This window comes from Amycolatopsis sp. NPDC058278 (assembly GCF_042881395.1).
Classification (GTDB): Bacteria; Actinomycetota; Actinomycetes; order Mycobacteriales; family Pseudonocardiaceae; genus Amycolatopsis.
This window is the reverse complement of record NZ_JBHVXZ010000046.1, coordinates 16981-33910: the sequence shown is the minus strand read 5'-3', so window position 1 is coordinate 33910 and position 16930 is coordinate 16981. Positions and strand designations below refer to the sequence as shown.

Sequence of the window (16930 nt, the reverse complement as noted above, 5' to 3'; positions counted from 1 at the left end):
TCGCTGAGCCCGCCGCACGTTGCGGCCCTATGGCGGAGGTCACAAGGTCGCAACGTGCGAGGGGGCTCAAACGTGATATATACGCGAGTCCCGCGATCCGGGCGCGCATTTCTGCCCGCCCGGAAGGACCGTTGTCATGCACCTCAGCAGCATCCGGCTCGACTCGCCGATCACGATGAGCATCGTGGTCGCCGTGACGCTGCTGGCGATCATCGCCATCCCGCTGTTCTGGGAGCGGTGGAAACGGAAGCTGCTGTGGCGCACCGCCACCATCCTCTGCGCGGTCGTCTCCATCGTCGTCACCACCGGGCTGGCCGGCAACATGATCGGCGGGTTCTTCCCGACGCTCGGCTCGCTGCTCGGCACCGGCGTCTACGCGGCCAACAGCATCGACGTCGAGACGGCCGGGAACGACGAGAGCCTCGAGGTCGTCCGCGACGTGGGCGCGGCGCACGCCAAGGAGGGCAAGGGAACCGTCGTCCACAAGAAGGTGACGGGCCGGCGCACCAAGCTCGTGCGCGACGTGACGTTCTACCTTCCGCCGCAGTACTTCGACCCGGCCTACAAGAGCCTGCGGTTCCCGGTGATCGAGTGGATCCCGAACTACCCGTCCGGGCCCGAAGTCGTCACCGACGGGTACAAGCTGCCGGAACAGCTCGACGCGGCGATCGCCAAGCGCGTGCTGCCCCCGGTCGTGGTGCTCATGCCGGACCCCACGGGCGTCCCGAAGATCGGCCACGACACCGAGTGCGTCGACGAGGTCGACGGCACCGCGAACGACACGTACCTGACGGCGGACCTGCGGGAGTGGGCGCTGCAGAAGCTGAGCGTGGCGGCGGACCGGAAGGCCTGGACCTTCGCCGGCTGGTCGTCCGGCGGCTACTGCGCGATGAACCTCGTGACCCGCCACCCGCAGTGGTACGGCCAGGCGGTCAGCGTCAGCGGCTACGACCGCGCCCAGATGGACGCCGAGACGGAGAACCTCTACAAGGGCCGCCAGGACGTCGACGACGCCAACAACGTCGGCATCACGGTCCGCCTCCACCCGTCCCCGGTGGACATCCTCGCCATCTGGGGCGAGAAGGAGAAGTTCGAGAGCGCGGCGGCCGAGCTGGTCCGCGCCGGCGTCCGGCCGCCGGTCCGGTTCCAGGCGTGGCAGGTCCCGGACGCGGGCCACAACATGAACACCTTCAAATCCCAGATCCCCGAGATCCTCACCTGGATCGGCGCCCACACGACCCCGCCCGCCACGGCGGGCCGGCAGGTCGAGGCCACCGGCGGGGTGCAGCCGTGGCCGCTGCCCCGGTCGGGCGCGGCAGGCGGCTTGGCGGACACCGACCAGTAGCCGGCTCAGCCGCCGAGCAGCGTCGAGACGATCTCCGTGACCCGCTTCGACCCGGTCGCGTAGTCGACCTTGGCGGGGTGCTCGGTCAGCACGACGACGATGTAGTGGCCGACCACGCCCGAGGTGTGCAGCATCCGCGTCGGCCGGCAGCACGACCAGCCCTGCTTCACCGCCCACTCCTGCCCGGCGGCGGCGTCCGGGATGCCGAAGAACTGCCGGAACCCGTCGGCCCCCCGCTCGGTCGCGCCGCGCAGCGCGGTCATGATCGCGGCCGACTTGTGGTCGAGCAGGTACTGGTAGATCCGCACGATGTCCGCCGCGGTGATGCGCGTGTCGCCCCAGCGGCCGGCGTCCTCTGGCGGCCGGGTGCCGGTGAGGCCCAGCTTCGTGACCCAGCGCGTGACGATCGACGGCCCGCCGTAGGCCGTCCAGAACCGGCTCGCGAGGTCGTCGTCGCTGCGGGACAGCATCCGCTGGACCTCCGCGACGGGACCGCCCTGTTCGAGTGCGGAAAGCGCGATCAGCAGCTTCACGAGCGACGCGGAGGTGTACGCGCGGTCCGCGCGCACGGAGGTGATCGCCGCGCCGCGCTCCCGGTCGAACACGACGGCGCTGACTTCGCCGTCGCCCACGAGCTTGTCGAGCGCGGCGGCGGTCACCTTGGCCGGATCCACCTTCGACGCGGGCGTCGGCGTGGCGGACGGCTCGGTCTCGGATGCCGGAGCCGGCGTCGATGTCGGCTCCGGCGTCGGAGTCGGCGTCGCGGACGCCGTCGTGACGAGTTCGGTGACCGCGAGGGGCTGGGGCGCCGCGGCGGAGCTGTGCCGCGCCGTCACCACCACCGCGCCGATCGCCCCCAGGCACAGCCCCACCAGGAAGATGCCGCTCAGCTTGCGCATGCTCCGGATTGCCGGAAAGGCCGTGCGCTGTTCGCCGGAACGGGCCGGTTTGTGGGATAGCTCTCGAACCGGGCCCGATCCGCGAACACACCGGGGCCCTGCGGGCAAGCACCATCGTTTCGCTCACCGTGTTCGCGGGGTACCTGAGGGCGGTGACGGTCGTCACCACCCGCTGGGAAGGACTGGAGTCATGGTTCACGCGAAAGGCGCACGCATCCGGGTCCGAGGCCTGCAGCCGGCGCAGGTGCTGGCCGGACTGGCCGGGATCGCGTTCCTCGTCGTCGGCATCATCGGATTCTCAAGGACCGGCTTCGGCAACTTCGCCGGGCACCACGACACCGGGTTCTGGCGGTTCTCCGCCAACCCGCTGATGAGCTTGGTCCGCGTCGTGACCGGCGTCGTCGGCCTGCTGTTCGCGTTCGGCTCGGGCCGCGCGCGGACGTTCGGCTGGCTGCTGTTCATCGGTTACGGCCTGCTGTTCGTGTGGGGCCTGATGATCGACGGCCTCATTTCGACCAACCCCTTCGCCACCGCCGGCAACCCGATGGACCTCGGGCGCGCCGACACGTGGCTGCACCTCGGTGTCGCCGCGCTCGGCCTGCTGATCGCGGTCCTGCCGGCCCGCCGCACCATCCTGCTGCCCGAAGACGAGACGGCCGACGAGCCGGCGGTCGGCGAGCAGCGCACGGAGGTGATCGACCGGACCGGCCGCACGGACCGGACCGACCACGTCGACGCGGTCGACCGCACCGACCACGTCGACCGCACCGACCGCACCGACCGGGTCACCGAAGAACCGCGTCGCCGGTCGTTCCTGCGTCGTGACCACAAGGGGCGAGGCCCGGAGGTCACTCACGAAGAGCGTCCGCCGGGCCTCGCCCACTAGGAGGTTCGGGGTGGTTCAGTAGGTGGTGCCACCGGAACCGGAGGAGTCACTGGTACCCACACCGCTGCCGGCCGGCGCCTGCTGCTGGCTGGTGGCGGTGTTCGGGTTGCTGCCCAGCTTGCAGCCGGCGGGCTCGATGACGAACCAGGTGCCGTTGACGCCCTGGCCGTTCGCGTCGCCCGGCTTGGTGTCCTTCGAGAAGGTGTAGACGGGCCAGCCGCCGACGGTCACCTGCTCCGAGCCGTCCTGGCGCTTGATGCTGCCGAGCAGCTTCGAGTCGATGCCCTGCAGCTCGACCTTGCCGTTGGAGAGCACCGGCGGCCAGGTCTTGGCGCAGTCACCGTTGCAGGCGGAAGCCTTCTTCTTGGTGTCCTTCTGGAACAGGTAGAGCGTCATCCCGTTCTGGTCGACGATCGCGTCGCCGAGGCCGTCGATCTTGCTGGCGCTGAGCTTGACGCCACCGGCCTCGGAGCCGGTCGCCGCGGCCTGGCCGGCCTTCCCGCCCTTGGCGTTCGCCGCGTACCAGGCGCCACTGACGCCCTGGCCGGTCGCGTCGCCGGGCTTGGTGTCCTTGGCGTAGCGGTAGAGCGCCCAGCCGCCGACGGTGATCTGCTCGGTCCCGTCGGAGCGCGTCACCTTCCCGACCATGTTCTTGTCGACACCTTGGACTTGGACGTCCCCGGTCGCCAGCATCGGCGGCCAGGCCTTGGCGCAGTCACCGTCGCAGTTGGACTTCGGCGGCTTCGCGGTGTCCTTGTCGAACCGGTAGAGGGTCATGCCGTTCTGGTCGGTGAGCACCTGCCCGACGTCGGCGACGTCCGCGACGACCAGTTTGCTTTCGTTCGAGGCCGGAGCAGCGTTGCCTACCTGGCCCTGGCCGTTGGCGGCCTGGCCGCCCCCGGTGCCACCGGCCGCCGCGGGGGCGACAACCGGCTGAGCAGTCTCGGCACCCGAGCAAGCGGTGAGCACTGCCAGCCCGGCTGCCGCCGCGGCGACGGAGACGGCGATGCGCGTGCGAAGCATGGAAGTTCTCCTTGTGTCCGTTAGGGTTTTCCCGCCGCTCGGTGCGGCTGCTTGATACCCACTACACGGACACCCGCCGAGGACGGTTCAAAGAATTTTCGCGCTAGTCCGAACCGCCCGGCTCCGGCCCGCCGAGGGCGCGGTCGCCGAGGGCACGGTCGACCAGGGCGCCCGCCGCGCCGGTGTAGCCGGCGGGGTCGAGCAGCTCGTCCAACGAGGCCGCCGTCAGCACGCCGGTGACGGCGGGCAGCTCGTCCAGCACGTCCCGGAGCGGCCGGTCTTCGCGCACCGCCCGCCGGGACGCCTCGCCGAGCAGCTCCTTGGCCTCCGCCTTGCCGAGCAGCGGCGCGAGCACGGCGGAGAGCCGTTCGGAGACGATCAGCCCGTGCGTCGACGCCAGGTTCGCCCGCATCCGCCCGGGCGCCACGGTGAGCCCGCGCGCCAGCTCGGCGGCGGTGTGCGCGGCACCGCCGGTCAGCCGCAGGCACTCGCGCACCAGCTGCCACTCGGCGTGCCAGACCCCGGCCGACCGTTCGTCTTCGGCGAGCATCGACTGCGTGACCCCGGCGGCCAGCACGGGCACCTGCAGCGCGGCCGACCGGATCAGCGTCGCGAGCACCGGGTTCCGCTTGTGCGGCATCGCCGAGGAGCCGCCCCGCCCCTCGGCGGCCGGTTCGGCGACCTCGCCCAGCTCGGTCCGGCTGAGCGTCTCGACGTCGACAGCCAGCTTCCCCAGCGCCCCGGCGGCGAACGCGAGCGCCCCGGCGAGGTCGGCAACCGGCGTCCGCAGCGAATGCCACGGGAGCACCGGAGCTGCCAGCCCGGTCTCCTCGGCGAACGCCGCGGTCAGCCGCTCCGCGTAGTCGCCGGCCTCCGCATCGCGAGCCGGCCCCGCGCCGCCGAGGGCCGCCGCGGCTGTGGTGGCATCGCCCCCGCCCCCGCCCCCGCCCCCGCTCGGCTCGCTCGCCAGGCGCGCGTACTCGGCGTACGCCGCCAGCGTCCCGGCCGCACCGCCCAGCGAGACCGGCAGCCCGCCGTCGAGCACGCGGCGGATGCGGACGGCCGCGTCCAGCACCAGCTGCCGCCAGCCCGCGGCCTTGAGCCCGAACGTCGTCGGCACCGCGTGGGCCGTCAGCGTCCGCCCGGCCATGGTCGTGTCCCGGTGCGCGCGGGCCAGCCCGGCCAGCGCCTCGGCCGTGGCGTCGAGGTCGGCGGCGAGCGGCCGCAGCGTCCGGTCGGCGACCAGCATCATCGCGGTGTCGAAGATGTCCTGGCTGGTCGAGCCGCGGTGCACGTACTCCGCGGCTCCGGGCGCGAGCTCGCCGACGGCCGACGTCAGTGCCTTCACCAGGCCGACGACCGGGTTCGCGGTCGCCCGCGACCCACGCGCCAGCTCGGCGACGTCGATCCGCACCTTGCCCGCGGCCTCCGTGATCGCGCCGGCGGCCTCCGGCGGCACCGTCCCGACCCGCGCCTGCGCCCTCGCGAGCGCCGCCTCGGCGTCGAGCATCGCGCGCAACCAGGCCTCGTCCCCGGTCGACGCTTCGGCCGGCGTACCGGCCCGCACCGGGGAGAGGAGTCCGGAATCGGGGTCGACGGTCATGGCGTCAGCATCGCACGCGGCCGCCCTCGGCGACGGCCGCACGACCGGGTCTGGCACGCTCATCCGCCATGACCAGCGCCCCGTCCATCGAGGACACCGCCGGCTCCGAATCCCGGGCCATCGCCGCCGAGCGGCTGACCTTCTTCTCGGACGCCGTCGTCGCCATCGCGATCACGCTGCTCGCGCTCGAGCTGCCGCTGCCGGAGGGCGCCACCAGCGCCGAACTGCTGCGGTCACTCGGTCATCACCAGTCCGAATACGTCTCCTTCCTGATCAGCTTCATCGTCATCGGGGGCCACTGGCGCGCCCACCACCGCCTGTTCAACTACGTCACCACGCTCGGCGGCGGGCTGGCCCGCCTCACCTTCGGCTGGCTCCTGATGCAGGTGATCATGCCCTTCGCCACGAAGGTGATCTCCGAAGACGGAGGGTTCGAATTCCGCTTCGTCTTCTACGCCGTTGTGCAGGTCATCGCGCTGACGCTGTTCCTCCTCATGGCCTGGCAGATCAAGCGGAACCACCTCTACCGCGCGGACACCCCGCCGGAGCTCTTCGGCACGGTCTACCGCGGGATCGGCGCGATGATCGCCGCGTTCGCCCTCTCGATCCCGGTCGCCTTCTTCACGCACTGGGCCTACGCGTGCTGGATCGTCGTTCCGCTGGTGATCAACCTCCTTTCCCGCTTCCGCCGGCGGACAGCAGCCGCCTGAACCGTCATTCGCCGGTCGCGCCGTCGATCCGCTCGCGGATCAGGTCGGCCTGGCCGATGTGGCGCGCGTACTCGCCGATCATCCGCAGCATCAGCCACCGCAGGGTGAACGGTTCGCCGGTGCTGAGGCGCGTGCCGGTCTGCTCCAGCGAGCTGGCCGCGACGATCGCGCGGGAGCGCGCGCATTCGGCGTGCCACAACGAGAACGCCTCGTCGACATCGCCGCCCAGGTCCGTGAAGTCCTGTTCCGGGTCGTCGTCGGAGTAGTAGAGGTTCGGGACGTCCTCGCCCGTGAACTGGATCCGGAACCACCAGCGTTCGCAGCCCGTGAGGTGCCGCAGCAGCCCGTGCAGGGTCAAGGTGGACGGCGGTACCGAGCGTTCGGACAGCCGCGCCGGGTCGAGGCCGGCGCATTTCAGCTCGAAGGTGCGCCGGTAGTACTCGAGGCTCTCGGTGAGCGCTTGACGCTCGTCAGCGACCGGCGCCGGGTCGGTTCTGGGGCCGGTCAGGCGGGGTGGCGGCGTCACCGGGACGGTGTGTTCGGTCATGCGCGGAGCGTGCCACAGGGGTCCGACAATTTCGGTTCGCTGCTGCGGTCGGTGACCGGGCAACCGGCGTGAAAGCCCAGTTCAAGCACGGTTTCGCGAACCCGGTAACGAATTTCGGGGTGCGCCGATCTGATCTTCGTCACCCCTGCTGCGCACGCCAGTTTCACCGGTCGGAGCGGCACCCCTCGGTTCGGAACCAGGAGATCACAACATGCAGCGAACCGGACGAAGAGCCGCTGTGCTGGCCGCGCTGGCGGCCGCGGCCCTGGGCGCGTCGCCCGCCGTCGCGTCCGCGGCCCCGCCCGCGAGCACGATCGACGTCAGCGCGACCACCGTGCGCGCGGGCACCACGTTCACGGTCACGGAGCAGCTGACCAACCCGGCGGACTTCACGGTCACCGGCGCGAAGGCGGCGCTCTACGTGAAGGAGAAGCCGATCGCCGACGTGGTGGACCTGGTCTCCTGCACCGGGGCGATCGCGCCGTGCGCGCCGTACCTCAGCAGCTTCCGCGGCGGCGTCGGCGACCTGGGCGCGGGCGAGAGCCGGACGGTGACGTTCACCCTGCGCGTCAAGGACGACGTGGCGCCCGGCCAGTTCACGCTCCAGCACCAGTTCGCCGGCGACAACTACGCGTTCGCCGTCGAAGACGGCCCGGCCGTCACGATCGCCCCGCCGGACGAGGCCGACGTCAAGGTCGCGCTGACGGCCACCCCGCGCCCCGGCCTGGTCGCCCGGGTCGACTACGTGATCAAGGTGTCGAACACCGGCCCGGCCACCGCGACCGGCGTTCGCGTGACGGCCAACCCGGGTTCCGGCCGCACGGTCGTCTCGATGACGGGCTGCACCCGCTCGGGCGCGACGCTGACCTGCGCGATCGGCACCCTGGCCCCGGGCGCGTCGGCCACGGCGAAGTTCACGTCGGAAGGCGGCGTCTTCGCATGGGGAGCGTTCACGACGACGGCTCAGCGAGCGGCGAGCGCGCCGGCCGACCCGGAGGCGGCCAACGACAAGTCGTCGAAGAAGTGCACCGCTTACACGGGCCTGTTCGTCCAGTGCTGACGACGTGACGCGCGGGGCCCGGTCCGAGCCCCGCGCGTCCGACTTCGTCCAAAGAGGATCAGAGCGCGAACGCGGCCGAGCCCGCCCGCCGCACTGCGTCGGCGGTCTCGCTCGGTCGTGTCGATGAGGTCCAGACCGTCGCGCTGCGCAGCGTCCGGGAAGGGCTGCAGCGCCCAAGGACCGACGATGCCATCGAGCACCACGTCGTAGTCCCCGCGCGCATACCCGCAGGCGGCCTCGGCGATCACCCCGAGCACGACCTCGTTCTGCCGGGCGGCCTCGGGCAGGTAGGGCGGCACGAACCCGGCCCGGATCCAGACGTAGAAGCTGTCGGTGTGCAGGTGCACGGTAGGCCGCACGCCGTCGGCGGCCACCCCCCGCGCAACGGTCGACTTCCCGGCACCAGGGGGCCCGGTGAAGATCAGCAGCGAACCAGCCATGAAGGCACCGTGACCAGCCGACCGGCGAAGAACCAGTCTTGACCTCCGCCGAAGCCTCAGCCGGACCCGGCGTGCGAGGGCCTGACCGGGGCCTGGCTAAACTGGGGGAGCGGGCCGTTAGCTCAATTGGTAGAGCTGCGGACTTTTAATCCGTAGGTTCTGGGTTCGAGCCCCAGGCGGCCCACTACGATCATGCTTCTGACCTGCGGAAACGTTCGATTTGGTGATCTTTCTGCAGGTCAGGTGGATCTGTGTGGCCCGTTGTGTGTCCGCGGCCGTAGGCTCCGGCGAACGGGTTGGCCTGTGAGTGCACGTCGGCACCGGATGTTCGATCTGGCGGCGGCGGTCGTTTTTGTTGCTGCGGCGGGGAAATCGTCGTTGTGGCGATGGGCGTTCGGCGCCCTCTGGGTGTGGTTCCGCGTCTGTGTTCGTCGGGCGTGGTGTGTCCGTGGGTGTGGCCGGCGGTGCCGGAGCGGTTCGGCACGGCGCGCGTAACGGAGACGCATCGGAGCCCCCTGGTGCCGGGCCGTCACCATCGTGTGACCGTGTTTCCCCAGCTCAGGGTCGATATTTCGTGCTTGGTGAAGGGGTGAAGCTGCGGATTTACTGACAGCCTCGGAGCGGTTCGGCACGGCATGACGAACGGAGACGCATCGGAGTCCCGTAGTACTCGGCGGTAGCCCGCGTAGACCGTGTTTCTCCAGCTCAAGGCCGCCATTTGGTGCTCAGCGAAGGCGGCGAACCTGCGGATTTGTCGTCCGAGGGTCATGTTCTGCGGCAGTTGTCGACATGTGACGGCACTGTGCGGCACCGCCCGCTACGCGTCGGCAGTGGAGCGGGAGCCGGGTCCGGTGCGTACGGCTGGGCGGCGCGGCGAACAGGGACGCGCTGATCTTCTCGGCGGCCTGGTGGCGGGTGCCGGGGTAGAGCGAGACGTAGTAGTCGGCAGTGAAGGACATCGAGGCGTGTCCGAGCATCTCCTGGACGCTTTTGAGGTCGTTGCCGGCGGCCAGCGACAGCGAGGCCGCGCCATGCCGGAGATCGTGCAGTCGGATCGGTGGCAGGTTCGTGCGTTCGACCAGCAGGTTCTCGAACTCGTGGGTGAACCGGTCACGCCGACATGGCATCCCTGTGGGGGTGGTGAACAGGTACCGCTCTCCGTCTGGTCCTGCAGGCAGCCCGGCTTGAGCCGTGAGGTGGCGTCGCATCAGGCCGGCGGTGACGTGGTCAAGAGCGATGGTCCGTGTGCTGTGGTGGCTCTTCAGCTTCCCGTCGTCGTCTTCCTGCTCTTCGGGGTCGGGTCTGGTGACGACGAATAGTTCGTTGTGTCGCAGGTCCACGTCGATCTCGCGCAAGGCAGCGGCTTCGCCGCGGCGTAGGCCGGTGACGGCCACGAGGTGGTAGTACAGGTAGCGCTTGTGTCCGGCGATGGCGTTGAGGAACTCGATCGTCTGTTCTCGTGTCCACACGCGCACCGGTCCCGGCCGCCATCCAGTTGCCCGCCAGCGTGCCACTCGCTCTTCGGTCCACACATGCGGACGCGGCTTCACCGCTTCCGGGAGCTCGATCTCGCGGCCTCGTGCTGGGTTGTGTGCCAGTAGCCCGTGACCGACTGCAGCGGTCAGGGCGGAGCTCAACGTCGCTCGGACCCGCGTCACCGTTGACGGGGCCAGTCGCCCGTACCGTGATCCGCTCCCGGCCGCGATCGCGGTGAACGCCTTCTGCACGTCGCTCACATCGAGTGTCACCAATGGCAGCTCACCCAGCTGCGGGATCAGGTACGTGAGGACATGCTGCCGGTAGGACCGGCGCGTCCTGGGACGAAGCTTGCAATTGGTGATCCAGTACTCCAGCCAGCGACCGGTCGTCAGCCCGATGTCCTTGGCCGTCGCCGCGACCTGCTCCCGGGCAGCTTTCGCGGCATCCTTCGAGGCGTAGCCACCGCGACGTATGCGTGAACGAGAGCCGTCCGAGGCATGCAACCCTTCGACCACGAACCACCACGAGCCGTGCCCTGGCTCGCTCAACCGGCGACAGCGCGTGCCCAGCTGCCTGCCGGTCACCGGGCATCGGCACCCACACCGCTTGAACACTCCATCGCCCGATGTCATGGTCATGCACCTCATTCGCAAGAAGAACACCCGTGACTGTGACTTCGCGGGGGTTGTGGTTAATGGGTGTGCCGCCGCGATCGCGGCGGATCGCCGCGGGACTACCATCGTGAACGGGTGCCCGGCGAATGTCTACAAGAGACAGTCTATTCGTAACAAAGTCAGGCGAAGAAAAATGGAATTTGGCCGTGCGGCGGCAACCTCGGCCTCTTTGGTCATAATAGACCACAAAGGACAGATGGTCTGTCTGATCGATCATGAGACTTGTCTCGTATGCTCATGGCCAGTCTGGGCGGCATCTCGATTCGGAACTACCAGGTGCCATGGACTTGCGTCGATAGTTGGAGACATTTGCCCTCCAGGCGAAGCACCGTCGACTCCACCAACCAGAGTCCGTCAGCTGGGGGCAACGCCACCGTGTGCGGCGAACGGGGGAAGCTCAAACAGAATTGGCTGTGTGACGGCAGCTTCGGTCACTGCCGCCATCGTAGACCACAGCAGGCAGATGTCCTGCCTCGTCGATCATGGACATTGCCCGCGTGCTGAGCTGCGATGCTTCGTTGATCACGAGGCAAGCAGCCACGTCGCTGTCCTGGTTCACGAGGTGTTCGCCGTTTCGCGGCGACCTCTTGATCGCTCTGCGGCACTCGCGCTGTGGCTCATGTGGAGATTGTTGTTCGAGTGGCGGGTGTTTTCAACTCTCCCTTTCGCTTCGCGACTTTCCGGCGTGTCGCGTACCGAGGGTGTCGCCCGGCCGCCGTACCGTAGTCGATTACAAGTTCTCAAGGAGGCTTGATGACGGCAACCCGGACAACGGCACGCGGCGTCTTCGCGATCACGGATGTTCTGCTGGCACAAGTAGATCCGGCGGATGCACAGCCGCTTGCCTCGGTAGCAGGGGTGCCCGGTGGTGGCCTCGTCGTTTCCGGAGACAAGGAAGCGAAGATGGTCGTCCGCTATCTTCGAGGGCGCGGTTTCCAGCAGTTGATGTTGCCGGACCGTCAGCGTTATAAGGGACGGAACCGGTTGCCCGCAGCCCATCCATTCGACTCCAACTGGATTTCGTGGCAGCGGGACCTGGGACTGCCGGTGATCATGCCGGACGCGGGCTACGTTGCTGCAACGGACCTGAATAGCCTCCAGACGGTTCTGCGGAACTCGGCAGCGATCCCGGGAGCCGTCGCGCCTCTGGCTCTGGCCAACTGGTGGTTATACGGCGTCGGCCTCCGGCTGCTGCTCACCGAACTCGCCCAGGTCTCGGTGCCGATCGCCGTGATCATCGAGCATGCCGGCGATCCCTTCGGGGCGAACCGCATACTCCAGGGACTACTCGCCGTGATCCGAAGCGGGATCCCGGTCATTCCGTTGCGCTGCGACACGAGTGCGGTTGGGCTACTCGCTCATGGCGCGCTGGCCGCCGCGTACGGAGGTACGACAGCACTACGACACTTGTATCCCCAGCGAGCCGGTGGTGGCGGGGGTATTCCTGGTAAGGAATCAGCTTTCTGGCCCGCAGGACTTGCCTTGCACTACCGCGACCTTCTCCACGACGCCGTGATGGCCACACCGACAGCCCGGCGGTGGAGGTGTGGCTGTCAAATCTGCCGCGGCGCTCGGCTCGATCGCTTGGCCGTCGCATCGACCTACGAGGTGCGGCAGCACAATCTTGCGTGCGTTCTCGACCTCCGCCACCAGCTTGTCGCTCTGCCCGCAGGGGGTGACCGGGTCAGGACTTGGTCCTCCTGGTGCCGGCGTGGCGAAGAGGAACATGCGGCCGCGAACACGTCGCCGGTCTTTCTCAGGGTGCCGTCGGCCTTACGGCACTGGCAGGCCGCGGGCTAGACGAACGCGATTCCCGGAGCTGAGTCGCTGCGCAACTCGGCAAGGATCACTTCGTCCAGCAGGCGGTGCAGCAGGCCCCTGCTGGACCCGGGCGCCGGCCCGACCTCGCCTGCCGAGGCGATTTGTACCGGACGTCCGGCCACTACCAGCCACACACCACGCAGGGCCGCCTCGGCCATGGCGTGCTCAGAGACGCGATCAGCGGGAACAATCGCGACCCGAGACGCATAGGACGCCCACCGAGCTGCCCGCTGTACGGCGCGAACAGGATCACGTCCAGCCACGACGATGGCCTGGATCGTGACAGGTCGGGCCCATTCGAGGTTCTCCGCGCTACCTGAGACCAGCTCCAACGCCAAGAGGTCCGTAATCGGCTCACGGTGAAGCACGTCGTGAGCCGACCGGTCGAGCTCGGCAACGGCCGTGACCGCCTTGCCCTGGAATCGAACGGTGCACACCCGACCGGGTACTCCGAGCAATCCAGACACGGCCTCCGCGGCATGCACCAGCCCAGCACCAGCGGGTGCTGACCAGGTGGGGTTGATCGCCTGAGCCGTCATGTCTCCTTGATTGTGCCCACTCAAGTAGGCATTCTCAAGTAGGTGCGCCGAGGCAAGGCTGGCCGCACCGTCAGCGACTCGAGAGGTCAAGATGCCAGCTGGAGAGCCACCCGACGAGGATTCTCGACGGACTCCGCGTATCCTCAAGGCAGTTCCATCTCCGCCCTCTGATGACCATTTCAGTGTGCATCTAGGCCACCGTCTCCGCGAGTTATGCGAGCAACGGGGTCTGACACAAGAAGTCGCCGCGGTGACTGCGGGCATCACGCGAAACACCCTCGTCAAGCTTGAAGGCGCGCGCTTCCCGAATCCGCAGCTCAGCACGTTGCTGTCCCTGATGCAGTGCTACGAGCTTCGTTCCATCGACGAGTTGATCGGGCCGATGCCCGCCGCGCGCCTTGCCCATGCCTGGCAAGCGGCGGGGTGGCCGAACACGCGCCAACGAAGACAACCAGGATGACGCCGACGTTTCATGCGCGGACCAGGCTTCTCTTGTCCCCGGTTTGCGTCGGCTCGACCGTCGGTTCGTCGTTCCGGCGGAGGCGGTGCAGCCGGCTCGTCTGTCTGCGGCGAGGGGGCAGCGTGCGCAGCCCCGCGACCTCGCCGCAGGCGCAGACCGAACTCGTGGCCGAGGGATCACCGCCTGGTTTATCGCTTGCGTGAGTCTAAATGCCTTCGCCACGCAAGCGCCCGGCTACAGGCTCTCACGCGGCCTAGCGCTGGTGGCGCCGCCCGGAGGACTGGCGATGCGCCATGATGTTCCTGTGACGCGCCGGCTGTCGCAGACTGTGCGCCGCCTGGTCGGACGGTGCGCACGTCCTCCATGCTGGACGTCCACCATTCATCGTCGAGTGAACGTCGTAAGGAGCCGCGTGAGCACTCTCGGTAGTTTTATCTGGTTGATCGCCGACCAGCTTCGGGGCCCCTACCGCCCCAACCAGTACGGCAACGTGATTCTCCCGCTCACGATCCTGCGTCGTCTCGACTGCATCCTCGAACCCGACCGTGAGACGGTGCGCGAACTGGCGGCGAAGTACGACAACCCGAACCGGCTCAGGAACGAGGTCAAGAAGGTGACCGGCCGGCCGTTCTTCAACACCTCGAACTACTCATTCGCCAACCTCCTCGAAGACGCCGACGGGCTGGCGGACAACCTCGCCGACTACATCGACCGGTTCTCACCCGATGTCGACGTGTTCGAGTACTTCGACTTCAAGAAGGAGATCCTCGCCCTCGAGAAGGCGGAACTTCTGCGCGAGGTCATCACGTCCTTCAAACGCGTCGACCTACATCCGGACGTCGTCTCCAACGCCGACATGGGCGATGCCTTCGAGTACATCATCCGCAAGTTCAACGAGGCCGCGAACGAGACTTCCGGCGACCACTACACCCCGCGGGACGCGATCCGGCTGCTGGTCGACCTGCTCTTCGCCGAGAAGGACGCCGCCCTGACCGAGTCCGGCATCATCCGGACGCTGTACGACCCCACCGCCGGAACCGGCGGCATGCTCGCCTTGGCCGAGGAACACCTGCTCCTGCAGAACCCTGACGCGAAGCTGGGCTTGTTCGGCCAGGAGTACAACCCGCAGTCGTACGCGATCTGCAAGTCCGACCTGCTGGCCAAGGGCCACGACGCGACCAATATCGCCTTCGGCAACACGCTCACCGATGACGCGTTCAAGGGCCGCCAGTTCGACTTCTGCATGTCCAACCCGCCGTACGGCGTCGACTGGAAGCAGTACGCCAAGGCGGTCAACACCGAGCGCGACTCCGCTGGTCCCTATGGCCGGTTCGCCCCTGGCCTCCCGTCGACCTCGGACGGGCAGATGCTCTTCCTGCTCCACCTCGCTCACAAGATGCGCGCTCCCGAGGACGGCGGCGGCCGGGCCGGGATCGTGATGAACGGCTCGCCGCTGTTCAATGGCGCCGCCGAGTCCGGCCCCTCCAATATCCGCAAGTGGCTGCTGGAAAGCGACTTGGTCGATGCGATCATCGCGCTGCCGACTAACATGTTCTTCAATACTGGCATCGCCACCTTCATCTGGATCCTCGACAACACCAAGCACCTCGACCGCAAGGGCCTGGTCCAGCTCATCGACGGCACCTCGTTCTGGACCAAGATGCGCAAGAGCCTCGGCTCCAAGAACCGTGAGCTCAGTGAGGGCGACCGCGCCAAGGTGGTGCGTCTGTATGCCGACTTCGCCGACGCTGACCCCGACTACTCCAAGGTACTGCGCAACGACGAGTTCGGCTACTGGACCATCACCGTCGAACGTCCCCTCCCCGACGAGTCCGGCAATCCCGTCGTCGACCGCAAGGGCAAGCCCAAGCCGGACACGAAGAAGCGCGACACCGAGAACGTCCCGTTCACCTATGGCGGCTCGACCGCCGGTGCGGCTGGCGAGGCCGAGGTCATCCAGGCGTACTTCGACGCCGAGGTGAAACCGCACGTTCCCGACGCCTGGATCGACTGGACCAAACTCAAGACCGGCTACGAGATCCCCTTCACCCGCCACTTCTACAAGTACGTCCCACCGCGCCCCCTCGCCGAGATCGACGCCGACCTGGAGAAGCAGGTCGCCAAGATCCTCGACCTGCTGCGGGAGGTGGAAGGATGAGCAAGCGATACATTGAGTACCTCGACTCGGGCGCGCCATGGATTAGCGATGTGGAGTCGCTCAGGGGTATGACAAGGCTGAAGCACGTTTCGACGGTTCAGACTGGGATAACCCTGAGCGGGGAGGGCAATCCTGCCGACCCAGAGTGGCCGTACCTGCGTGTCGCGAACGTTCAGGTCGGATACGTGGCCATGCGGGAGATCAAAACTGTCCGGGTTTCACCGGACCGGGCCGCGGCGTCGATGCTCCAACCTGGAGACGTCCTTATGACCGAGGGCGGGGACATCGATAAGCTAGGCCGGGGAGCGCTCTGGCGCGGCCAGGTGCCGGACATGCTGCACCAGAATCACATCTTCGCTGTGAGGCCAAGCGAGGCACTCGACTCCGAGTTTTTTGTCTACTGGCTGGATGGCTCAGTTGCCCGGACGTACTTCCGTACGACCGCAAAGCAGACGACGAACCTGGCAGGCACCAACAAGTGGACGCTCGGGAACCTCCCTATCCCGGTACGGCCACTGGAGGAGCAGCACGCCATCGCCGACTACCTCGACCGTGAGACCGCCCGCATCGACACGCTCATCGAGGAGCAACAACGCCTGATCGAGATGCTCCGCGAGCGGCGTGAGGCAACGATCCGCTCGGCGCTGCTGTCCGGTCTCGACGATGCGGAGACTGCGCCGTCTGGGGTGGAGCTGCTGGGCACCGTGCCGAAGCACTGGCGAATGGTTCGTACCCGGTATCTGTGCACAATCACAACAGGGTCCGAAGACTCCGGGAACGCCACTGATGACGGTGAATACCCGTTCTACGTACGCGGTCGTGAGATCCTGCGCATTGATCACTACTCGTTTGAGGGAGAAGCGGTCATGACGCCTGGCGACGGTCAGGGCGGTACCGGCAAGGTCTTCCACTACTTCGATGGGAAGTTTGAAGCGCACCAGCGGGTCTACGTGTTCACAGACTTCATGGACGTTACGGGCTGGTATTTCTACTACTTCCTGTCGACGTTCCTTCGGCCAGTCGCACTCGCGGGTAGCAACACGGTCACCATGGAGTCTCTACGGCGTCCGCTGCTCGCCGACTTCAAGGTCGCGGTGCCGCCGATCGATGAGCAGCAGCGGATCACGGCGTACCTCGATGATCAGACCGCGAAGATCGACACACTCATGACCGAAGCTGAGCGCTTCATCGACCTTGCGCGGGAGCGGCGATCCGCACTGATCACTGCGGCCGTAACGGGCAAGGTCGACGTACGCGAGGCTCTCTGATGGCTGATCACAACGAGA

At 67.7% G+C, this 16930-nt stretch carries 15 protein-coding genes and 1 tRNA gene; 9 read left to right on the top strand and 7 right to left on the bottom strand.

The window, feature by feature from the left end; genetic code table 11:
• The first annotated feature begins 136 nt into the window (after positions 1–136).
• Positions 137–1345 carry an alpha/beta hydrolase gene (locus ACFVYA_RS24035; RefSeq protein ID WP_387048059.1) on the top strand — a complete coding sequence of 403 codons (1209 nt, stop codon included), beginning with the start codon at positions 137–139 and terminating at the stop codon, positions 1343–1345.
• A gap of 5 nt (positions 1346–1350) precedes the next feature.
• Here ACFVYA_RS24035 and ACFVYA_RS24030 read toward each other — a convergent pair whose 3' ends face one another.
• Positions 1351–2244 (bottom strand): hypothetical protein, encoded by an 894-nt coding sequence (locus ACFVYA_RS24030; protein WP_387048057.1) that lies wholly within the window; start codon positions 2242–2244, stop codon positions 1351–1353.
• A gap of 190 nt (positions 2245–2434) precedes the next feature.
• Here ACFVYA_RS24030 and ACFVYA_RS24025 point away from each other — a divergent pair, with 190 nt between their 5' ends.
• On the top strand, positions 2435–3130 hold the full coding sequence (locus ACFVYA_RS24025) for a DUF4383 domain-containing protein (protein WP_387048055.1): 696 nt from the start codon (positions 2435–2437) through the stop codon (positions 3128–3130).
• 15 nt (positions 3131–3145) lie between these two features.
• Here ACFVYA_RS24025 and ACFVYA_RS24020 read toward each other — a convergent pair whose 3' ends face one another.
• Positions 3146–4153, bottom strand: coding sequence for an SCO0930 family lipoprotein (locus ACFVYA_RS24020; RefSeq protein ID WP_387048053.1), 1008 nt, complete (start codon positions 4151–4153; stop codon positions 3146–3148).
• Between the two features lie 103 nt (positions 4154–4256).
• A complete protein-coding gene (locus ACFVYA_RS24015) occupies positions 4257–5756 on the bottom strand; it encodes an adenylosuccinate lyase family protein (RefSeq protein WP_387048052.1) in 1500 nt (499 codons plus the stop codon).
• A 68-nt stretch (positions 5757–5824) separates the two neighbouring features.
• Between ACFVYA_RS24015 and ACFVYA_RS24010 the strand changes: the two genes are divergently transcribed.
• The gene (locus tag ACFVYA_RS24010) at positions 5825–6466 is read left to right on the top strand and encodes a TMEM175 family protein (protein ID WP_387048050.1); all 642 of its coding nucleotides are present in this window, start codon (positions 5825–5827) and stop codon (positions 6464–6466) included.
• A 4-nt stretch (positions 6467–6470) separates the two neighbouring features.
• Here the strand turns inward: ACFVYA_RS24010 and ACFVYA_RS24005 are convergent, their stop codons facing one another.
• Complete coding sequence (locus ACFVYA_RS24005; RefSeq protein ID WP_387048048.1) at positions 6471–7013, bottom strand: DinB family protein; 543 nt, start codon at positions 7011–7013, stop codon at positions 6471–6473.
• A 211-nt stretch (positions 7014–7224) separates the two neighbouring features.
• On the opposite strand from ACFVYA_RS24005, the gene ACFVYA_RS24000 reads away from it, so the two are divergent.
• On the top strand, positions 7225–8073 hold the full coding sequence (locus ACFVYA_RS24000; protein ID WP_387048046.1) for a hypothetical protein: 849 nt from the start codon (positions 7225–7227) through the stop codon (positions 8071–8073).
• Here ACFVYA_RS24000 and ACFVYA_RS23995 read toward each other — a convergent pair.
• Positions 8046–8513 (bottom strand): AAA family ATPase, encoded by a 468-nt coding sequence (locus ACFVYA_RS23995; protein WP_387048045.1) that lies wholly within the window; start codon positions 8511–8513, stop codon positions 8046–8048. The genes ACFVYA_RS24000 and ACFVYA_RS23995 overlap by 28 nt on opposite strands.
• Before the next feature lie 111 nt (positions 8514–8624).
• Between ACFVYA_RS23995 and ACFVYA_RS23990 the strand changes: the two genes are divergently transcribed.
• Positions 8625–8697 (top strand) — tRNA-Lys (locus ACFVYA_RS23990).
• Between the two features lie 541 nt (positions 8698–9238).
• On the opposite strand, the gene ACFVYA_RS23985 is transcribed toward ACFVYA_RS23990, so the two are convergent.
• Positions 9239–10507, bottom strand: a complete 1269-nt coding sequence (locus ACFVYA_RS23985) for a tyrosine-type recombinase/integrase (protein ID WP_387048043.1) — start codon at positions 10505–10507, stop codon at positions 9239–9241.
• A gap of 912 nt (positions 10508–11419) precedes the next feature.
• Here ACFVYA_RS23985 and ACFVYA_RS23980 point away from each other — a divergent pair.
• Entirely contained in the window at positions 11420–12466 is a 1047-nt protein-coding gene (locus ACFVYA_RS23980) for a hypothetical protein (protein WP_387048042.1), read from the top strand.
• Here the strand turns inward: ACFVYA_RS23980 and ACFVYA_RS23975 are convergent.
• Positions 12463–13026: a hypothetical protein gene (locus ACFVYA_RS23975; RefSeq protein WP_387048040.1), complete on the bottom strand. Its 564-nt coding sequence runs from the start codon at positions 13024–13026 to the stop codon at positions 12463–12465. The genes ACFVYA_RS23980 and ACFVYA_RS23975 overlap by 4 nt on opposite strands.
• A 91-nt stretch (positions 13027–13117) precedes the next feature.
• Here ACFVYA_RS23975 and ACFVYA_RS23970 point away from each other — a divergent pair, with 91 nt between their 5' ends.
• From ACFVYA_RS23970 to ACFVYA_RS23960, 3 genes are all read left to right on the top strand, one after another.
• Positions 13118–13486, top strand: coding sequence for a helix-turn-helix transcriptional regulator (locus ACFVYA_RS23970; RefSeq protein ID WP_387048039.1), 369 nt, complete (start codon positions 13118–13120; stop codon positions 13484–13486).
• Between the two features lie 412 nt (positions 13487–13898).
• A complete protein-coding gene (locus ACFVYA_RS23965) occupies positions 13899–15644 on the top strand; it encodes an N-6 DNA methylase (protein ID WP_387048037.1) in 1746 nt (581 codons plus the stop codon).
• Positions 15641–16912: a restriction endonuclease subunit S gene (locus ACFVYA_RS23960; protein ID WP_387048035.1), complete on the top strand. Its 1272-nt coding sequence runs from the start codon at positions 15641–15643 to the stop codon at positions 16910–16912. The genes ACFVYA_RS23965 and ACFVYA_RS23960 overlap by 4 nt, the downstream gene beginning before the upstream one ends.
• The last annotated feature ends 18 nt before the right edge of the window (positions 16913–16930 follow it).

Excerpts from the sequence above, each read along its gene's own strand:
- ACFVYA_RS24035 (WP_387048059.1), top strand. The coding sequence starts at position 137 with ATGCACCTCAGCAGCATCCGGCTCGACTCGCCGATCACGATGAGCATC.
- ACFVYA_RS24030 (WP_387048057.1), bottom strand. The coding sequence starts at position 2,244 with ATGCGCAAGCTGAGCGGCATCTTCCTGGTGGGGCTGTGCCTGGGGGCG.
- ACFVYA_RS24025 (WP_387048055.1), top strand. The coding sequence starts at position 2,435 with ATGGTTCACGCGAAAGGCGCACGCATCCGGGTCCGAGGCCTGCAGCCG.
- ACFVYA_RS24020 (WP_387048053.1), bottom strand. The coding sequence starts at position 4,153 with ATGCTTCGCACGCGCATCGCCGTCTCCGTCGCCGCGGCGGCAGCCGGG.
- ACFVYA_RS24015 (WP_387048052.1), bottom strand. The coding sequence starts at position 5,756 with ATGACCGTCGACCCCGATTCCGGACTCCTCTCCCCGGTGCGGGCCGGT.
- ACFVYA_RS24010 (WP_387048050.1), top strand. The coding sequence starts at position 5,825 with ATGACCAGCGCCCCGTCCATCGAGGACACCGCCGGCTCCGAATCCCGG.
- ACFVYA_RS24005 (WP_387048048.1), bottom strand. The coding sequence starts at position 7,013 with ATGACCGAACACACCGTCCCGGTGACGCCGCCACCCCGCCTGACCGGC.
- ACFVYA_RS24000 (WP_387048046.1), top strand. The coding sequence starts at position 7,225 with ATGCAGCGAACCGGACGAAGAGCCGCTGTGCTGGCCGCGCTGGCGGCC.
- ACFVYA_RS23995 (WP_387048045.1), bottom strand. The coding sequence starts at position 8,513 with ATGGCTGGTTCGCTGCTGATCTTCACCGGGCCCCCTGGTGCCGGGAAG.
- ACFVYA_RS23980 (WP_387048042.1), top strand. The coding sequence starts at position 11,420 with ATGACGGCAACCCGGACAACGGCACGCGGCGTCTTCGCGATCACGGAT.
- ACFVYA_RS23975 (WP_387048040.1), bottom strand. The coding sequence starts at position 13,026 with ATGACGGCTCAGGCGATCAACCCCACCTGGTCAGCACCCGCTGGTGCT.
- ACFVYA_RS23970 (WP_387048039.1), top strand. The coding sequence starts at position 13,118 with ATGCCAGCTGGAGAGCCACCCGACGAGGATTCTCGACGGACTCCGCGT.
- ACFVYA_RS23960 (WP_387048035.1), top strand. The coding sequence starts at position 15,641 with ATGAGCAAGCGATACATTGAGTACCTCGACTCGGGCGCGCCATGGATT.